We start from the raw sequence: 6,361 nt of genomic DNA on the forward strand, positions 1-6,361 counted from the left end.
TAGTTAGCTATTGAATGTCGACGGGATGTGGAGTGGAGAACCCGGAATCCGTACTGATGTGCACACTTTGTAGACTACTTTGCACTCATCAATGATTGGAGGGTTACTTCCGGTCGGACGGGGTACCAGACGATTCCGGAGGTCGGCGGCAGCAAGATAAAGCTGATTGCTGGCACCGTAAAGTTAATTGGCCGGACGCCAGATTGCGACGCGCGCTACTTTTGTTGGTCATGCCCGGGCGATTGTCGCCCAGATGTTCATGGCCTCGGCGCGCAGTTCGCGATGATGGTGCTGGGATGTCTCCCGATGAAATCGGGCGGTTGAACGGTTGGAAATTTCATAGCGACGGCATCCATCTCAACGGCAGAGGAGGGATGATCGCTGCGGATTTGATTCAATCCAACTTGGACGACCCCAACCCCTTTTCGGCCTCAACACAAATTGGCGATCGAGAGGCGGGCATATGACACATTGTCGTTTGGTACTTTTGTGGTTGCCGACCGTTTGGCGACAAGTTTCTGCCCTTAACGGCACCCCAACGTTACTCGGTCATCTCGGCTGGTTTCGGGTCGATTGAGCCGCAGGTTGCCACGATGGATGAGTCATCACAGGTCCCGGGCTGCATTGCTCAACCTATGCGCATCTCCAGTTGGAGGGAGCCTTCGCAGGTGGAGATGAGGCTGCTTTCGCGGAGAAGACAACAGTGAGGTTACGCGACAGTCCTGCGGAACCTCACCGAAGCCGCGGTCCTTGCATGCTAGGCTGGCTGACCGAAGAAACCAGCCATGTAAACGAACCGTCCTGCACCATCCGTCCTGACAAAGTTATATCCGGTCGCTACCTTCATACCGTCCGGCTTATGCATGGTCCAAATCGTCAACAACTCGCCGTGATGGATGAAAATCTTCTCCGTCTCAAAATAAGTGCCCGGCATCTTTTTTTGGAAGTCTTGGATATGAGCAATGAGACCGGTGCGACGCTCACCTCGACCTCCGGGATTTGTGAAGACGATATCGTCGGCGACGCTTTGCTGGAGCAACCGTTCCCGTTCGTCGGCGTCGATAGCCCCATAGGCCGCAAGATATGCCTTCCAGTTATTTGTCAACGTTTCCGGGCTCACTTTAAAATCCTTCCGAAGTAGCAATAGCCGCCATGACCACCAAGCCACTTGGATGTAGGCCGGATCCTATGTACTGTCGATAATCAAAGATGTATTGTTGATTATCGAAAGTCTAAATTTGGCAGATGTATTGCTTGACATCATGCGGATTCTTCGTCCGCGAGCTGTGCTCTTCGCCGGTGTGGACGCGTCGGGAGAATGGGCTCTTGGATTCCGCGAGCGCAACGACCTTCTCTTCTGTTGGGTGGAACAGGGGCAATGCCTCGCTATTCGGCCCGATCATCAACCGCTCTTGCTTAAGCAGGGAGATTTTCTCCTGATCCGGGCGTCGACGCCCTTTAGGCTCGCCTCGAGCAACTCCGCGATGGCTATCGACAGCGAGACTGCTGTCGCATCTTCAAAGAGCAAGCGACTTCAGCTCGGCTCCAGCGACGATCGACAGACGACGCTTCATGCTGGAAAATTCATCGTTTCTGCAGCGAATAACGATCTCCTTGAGGAGCTGCTTCCGCAAACTGTGGGAATCTCGGCTTCCGACCCGTCCGTCGGACGGATCCGCGCCCTACTGGCGATGAACGAAGCGGAAGCTCGCTTGCCTGGACCGGCAAGCGAATTCGTGATCATACGGCTGGTCGAGTTGATCCTTGTCGAAATCCTTCGGAGCGGTCTTGTCAGCATAAATTCGGAAAAGAAAGGGCTCCTGGCCGGACTTGCCGATCGATACGCGAAAAGAGCCATCGTCGCGATGCACCGAGATGTGGCACGCAACTGGACTGTCGCCGAGCTGGCAAAACTCTGCGGCGTGTCACGAGCGGGTTTCGCAGCAAGATTCAGGCGCATTTTCGGAATGGGACCGATCGAGTACTTGCTGCGATGGCGTATCGCATTGGCGAAGGACGAACTTCAGAACGGCACGAAGACGGTTGCGGAGATCGCGTTTTCCGTAGGATTCGGCTCGTCGAGCGCCTTCAGCTCGGCTTTCACCAGGACAGTCGGCTGCTCTCCCACTCAGTTCGCGCGCGCATGCGGGACCGAGGCAACCGAGGCACTGCAATCTGATCGCACATTGGTCAGGAAATGAGATGGGACGGTTGCCGGCATTAAGGGTGGCTATGGCCCGAACCTCAGGCGGCTCTGACTCAAAACCTGCTGAAATCGAGAAGCCACATTGACGAGTAGGCGCTCCCGCCATGCGGGAACATCAGTGGCGCGCAGTCTGGTTGCCGCCGGCGATAACAAGGGTATCTCCAAGGCTCATTGGGATTTGGAGAGGACGTGAGCGATTGTCAATTGGTAACGACATGCTCTTGGAGCCGGTGCACTCACGCCGGTTTTTCGATGAGCTCCAGCACCGGAGCGCCAATCAGGGGAGCCAGCCGCCGCTGTATCGCTACGATGTTGGCGAGCGGCCGCCACTGGACCGACATGCTTGTGATACGGCCGTCCTCGCCAATCCGCATATCGTCAACGCCCGTCACTTCAATATCGCCAGCCCGGATGCGTAGCATCACCGCGGCGCGCTTGTCGCCCGCGATGACTTCTTCTGTCGTAAATGAGTCGACAGCCGAATGCAGCACACCCAACACCTTAACGACGGCATCGCGGCCAACGAATGGATCCACGACAAACGGGCTGAGCAGCACGATGTCGTCGCTCAGATGCTCGCCGAGTTTGTCCACCTCGCCGGCGTCCATGGCGTTCAGAAATGGTTTTACATGTCGCATATTCATATCGATTTTCCTTCTGTTGATTTGGATTAAATCGCACGACGCCTCCCAACCTTGTAGCGCCGGATCAGGCGTGACAGTATTGACACCATGTCAACACCAACAATCAGCACAATTCAGTTGCAATGCTTCGTGCGGATCGTGGACACTGGATCGTTCGCCGAAGCAGGTCGGCAGCTCGGCTTGTCCACGTCGGGCATCTCGAAGACGATCGCACGCTTGGAGGAGATGAGAGGAGTGCGACTGCTCAATCGCTCGACGCACTCTCTTTCCTTAACACCGGAAGGTGAGGAGCTGATCGGACTCGCCCGCGAAGCGGTTCGCAGCATCGAACAGGTTGACACCGCCTTGACAACGGCGGCACGAGATGGTGCCCAGGGCCGCGTCCGAGTTAGCGCGCCAACCGCTTTCCTCAGCGTCTGCCTTGCTCCCCTAACGTCTGCCTTCAGGCTCGCGCATCCCGATATCCTACTCGACTTTCGTGGCAGCGATCAAATGATCGACTTGGCGGAGGATGGGGTAGACATTGTGCTGCGTGCGGGAGCTATAGACGGCATCCCCGGGCATCTCCAGCGGACGCTATTCGACTTTGCATGGGTCGCCTGCGCGTCGCCCGCCTACTTGTCCAACCGAGGGAAACCATCGACGCCCAACGACTTGTCAAATCACGATCTTATCGGTTTCCGTAACCAACGCACCGGCGTCGTGGACGCGTGGCGCTTCGCCACCCGTCATGGTGGAGGTTCGGAATTGCGATGGTATCCGAGCCCCGCGCTGATCCTCGACGATGCCAATGCCGTTGCCCGGACGGCAATCGCCGGTGCCGGCATAGCGTGGGCGCCCCACTGGCTGGTCGCGGAAGCATTGCGGTCCGGCAGCTTGTTCCCCGTGCTTAACGAGTGGGCATGCGAACCGACAACGATGTGGATGATCCGTCGAAATCATGCGCTTAACCCAACGCGGATGGATCGCGTAATGACGTTCTTCAGGACGAACGTGGCGGCATTCCGCTAACATTCCACCCGGATCACCTCGTTGGGGGCAGGCCAAGCAGAAGCCGGAAGCGAGCGCCGGACCTGGACCATCAAACCCAAAGGCCCTACTGAAACTGACGGACATTACGGGACGGTCGTTTGGACGCCGGCAATATTTTCACGAGCCCCGATAGGAATCCCCCGAGCTAACCGGGGGCGTGACCCGCCGCACCCGCCTCCTTGGCGAAGGCGAGCAGGAGCTCGCTTAGCCGAACCGGCTGCTCCTGCTGGATCCAATGACCAGCGCCGTCGATCAGCTCGATGCCGGCCATCCTCGTCGCCGCCTTCGTCGTCATGAGATCAAGCGCGCCCGGCGCCGAATAGGTGCCCCAATCGCTCTTCCCGCCGATGAAGAGCGACGGGACATCGATCGTCCTCCCCGAATATAGGCGCAACTCGGCGTTTAAGTCGGGATCGGAAAAGACGCGATAAGCCTGCAAGGCGCCTTGAAACCCGGTGCGATCATACTCCTCAACGTACACGCCAAGTTCTGGCTCGGTGAGCCATTTGCAGGATTGGACCTCAGCGGCGGAAGGTTGGAATGGAGCGACCGTCTCTGGCATCGTCTTGCCGAGATCCATCACGTAATACGTAGGCATCTGTGCAAGGTCTGCGGCGGTTCGCCCCTTCAACGGATGCGGTTTGTTTCCCGACCAGTCAGCGCTCTTGACGTGAAAGAATGCACGAAGAAACGTGTGCAGGCCTTGGGGCGGGTGCCACATGTCATCGTTCGCCTGCCGTGAGCTCAGATATTGTTGATAATGCTTTCTGGGCGGATCGAGCGCCGCTAGAGCGGCCGCCAGCTTTTGGTTCTCATTGTTCGGTTGAGCCGACGGCGCCTCTCTGTCCACGGTGTTGAACGGAAACGCTGGCGGGCCGGGGAACGGTGCGCTCATCAGCACCACCGAGGGAAAGACGTCAGGTCGGGCGAGCGCGCAATAAGCGGCCACAGGCGAGCCGGGATCGTGGCCGACGAGCATCGCCGTGCGCCGATAGCCGAGCGCGGATACCAACGCGAGCGCATCACGGGTCATGTTCAAGAGGCCGAAGGGCGCCAACGGCGCGTCATAGTCGCTCACGCAGCCGGTGGTGCCGCCAAAACCCCGCTGGTCGGGGGCTGCGACATGGTACCCGGCTTCAGCCAAAAGCGGCATCAGGTATCGCCAGCCGTAAGCCAGATCCGGAAAACCATGCAGAAGCAGCGCGAGCGGCCGGCCGGGGCTTTCGTGACCGGCCTCGAGAATATGGACATCGAGGCCGTTGATCCCATGGATCATGCGCGAGCGGACGTTCTTGGGAAGCGTTTCCCCGCCGTACGGTGACGTCGTCAAATCACTTCCTCCTATGGGGTTTGCGCGAGCTGGTCGAAGTAACGCCGCAGCCACGCTGGCCGCGCCCATCGCCAGGACGGCTCGTCGGGACATCGATGGTTTGAAACGAATGGGATGACTCATGGGTTGGCCTTTTCTATGGTGATCACCATAGTATGGCGATTGCCATAGTAACGTCAAGCGAACCGTGTTATGTTCGTTGCATGCCACGTAAGACCGACGCCCGCGCTAACGCGATTGCCACCGCCCAAAGATTGTTTCGCATCCAAGGTTACACTGCGACTGGATTGACCCAGATCATTGCGGAAAGCGGTGCGCCTAAAGGATCGTTCTACTTTCACTTTCCACGCGGCAAGACACAGCTCGCAGAAGAAGCGATCGATCAGTACGTTGCGAGTCGAATTGCGGTTTTGCGAAACATTTCGGCGAATACGGCGGGCGATGCTCTAAATTTTGTTCGCCAGATTTTCAGCGCATTCGCCGCCGAAATGGTCGCCTCTGATTTCCAATACGGATGCCTGATGCAAAATCTGGCGAATGAGCTACCCGCACTCGACGCCGAGCTGACCAAACGGGTAGCGCGCGGATTTGTCGATTCGACCGAGATTATTGCGGCGCATTTTAGAGGGTGCGGCTTCGCTCCCGCGCGGGCATCCTCCACCGCATCAGCACTGGTGGCCGCCCTCGAAGGTGCGCGAACGATCGCCCGCCTTGAACGCACGCCAGCTGTATTCGAGGCGCTGGCGGATGTTAGTGTCCAAAGGTGCTCGCCACCGGAATGACGGGACGGTACGCCGTCGCGACACGCATGGCGGCTATGGAAAAATGACGCCAGACGAAACGGAGCACGAGTTCCGGCCCGGTGATCGGCAGAGCCGCCGTAGAATTTCGCACGCGCTTCGCCGGTTTGGGAGGAAACCCGTAGCGCTGCGGCTCGGACATCCAGGTTCAACCCGGAGGCTAAGCGTCGTCGGCTCTGGCATATATGGCAAGCTTCAACGCCGGATTATCATTCGCCTGAAAAGTAGCGAACTTGAACTTTAATTCGCCTCGGACCGAGTGGGTTAGCGTCTTGACGCTCGACAGCGGTGCTCCCACGTCGTGAGAGGTCCACCATTCACTGAATTCTGGACAGCGCTTACGCCGCTG

At 58.1% G+C, this 6,361-nt stretch carries 6 protein-coding genes and 1 pseudogene; 3 read left to right on the forward strand and 4 right to left on the reverse strand.

What is annotated here, in order from left to right:
- Positions 1 to 757 precede the first annotated feature (757 nt).
- Positions 758 to 1,120: a nuclear transport factor 2 family protein gene (locus HGP16_RS33600; RefSeq protein WP_168844252.1), complete on the reverse strand. Its 363-nt coding sequence runs from the start codon at positions 1,118 to 1,120 to the stop codon at positions 758 to 760.
- A 97-nt stretch (positions 1,121 to 1,217) separates the two neighbouring features.
- Here HGP16_RS33600 and HGP16_RS33605 point away from each other — a divergent pair, with 97 nt between their 5' ends.
- Positions 1,218 to 2,201 (forward strand): AraC family transcriptional regulator, encoded by a 984-nt coding sequence (locus tag HGP16_RS33605; RefSeq protein WP_246703664.1) that lies wholly within the window; start codon positions 1,218 to 1,220, stop codon positions 2,199 to 2,201.
- Between the two features lie 241 nt (positions 2,202 to 2,442).
- Here HGP16_RS33605 and HGP16_RS33610 read toward each other — a convergent pair whose 3' ends face one another.
- Positions 2,443 to 2,850 (reverse strand): nuclear transport factor 2 family protein, encoded by a 408-nt coding sequence (locus tag HGP16_RS33610; protein WP_168844253.1) that lies wholly within the window; start codon positions 2,848 to 2,850, stop codon positions 2,443 to 2,445.
- Positions 2,851 to 2,937: 87 nt separating this feature from the next.
- Here HGP16_RS33610 and HGP16_RS33615 point away from each other — a divergent pair, with 87 nt between their 5' ends.
- The gene (locus tag HGP16_RS33615) at positions 2,938 to 3,861 is read left to right on the forward strand and encodes a LysR family transcriptional regulator (protein ID WP_168844254.1); all 924 of its coding nucleotides are present in this window, start codon (positions 2,938 to 2,940) and stop codon (positions 3,859 to 3,861) included.
- A gap of 166 nt (positions 3,862 to 4,027) precedes the next feature.
- Here HGP16_RS33615 and HGP16_RS33620 read toward each other — a convergent pair whose 3' ends face one another.
- On the reverse strand, positions 4,028 to 5,158 hold the full coding sequence (locus HGP16_RS33620; protein WP_168844257.1) for an alpha/beta fold hydrolase: 1,131 nt from the start codon (positions 5,156 to 5,158) through the stop codon (positions 4,028 to 4,030).
- A 257-nt stretch (positions 5,159 to 5,415) separates the two neighbouring features.
- Here HGP16_RS33620 and HGP16_RS33625 point away from each other — a divergent pair, with 257 nt between their 5' ends.
- Positions 5,416 to 5,994: a TetR/AcrR family transcriptional regulator gene (locus HGP16_RS33625; RefSeq protein ID WP_205926808.1), complete on the forward strand. Its 579-nt coding sequence runs from the start codon at positions 5,416 to 5,418 to the stop codon at positions 5,992 to 5,994.
- Positions 5,995 to 6,172: 178 nt separating this feature from the next.
- Here HGP16_RS33625 and HGP16_RS33630 read toward each other — a convergent pair.
- A pseudogene (locus HGP16_RS33630) lies at positions 6,173 to 6,361 on the reverse strand (transcriptional regulator); the annotation flags it as partial.

Origin of the sequence: Rhizobium sp. P40RR-XXII (genome assembly GCF_012641405.1) — a bacterium.
GTDB lineage: Bacteria > Pseudomonadota > Alphaproteobacteria > Rhizobiales > Rhizobiaceae > Rhizobium.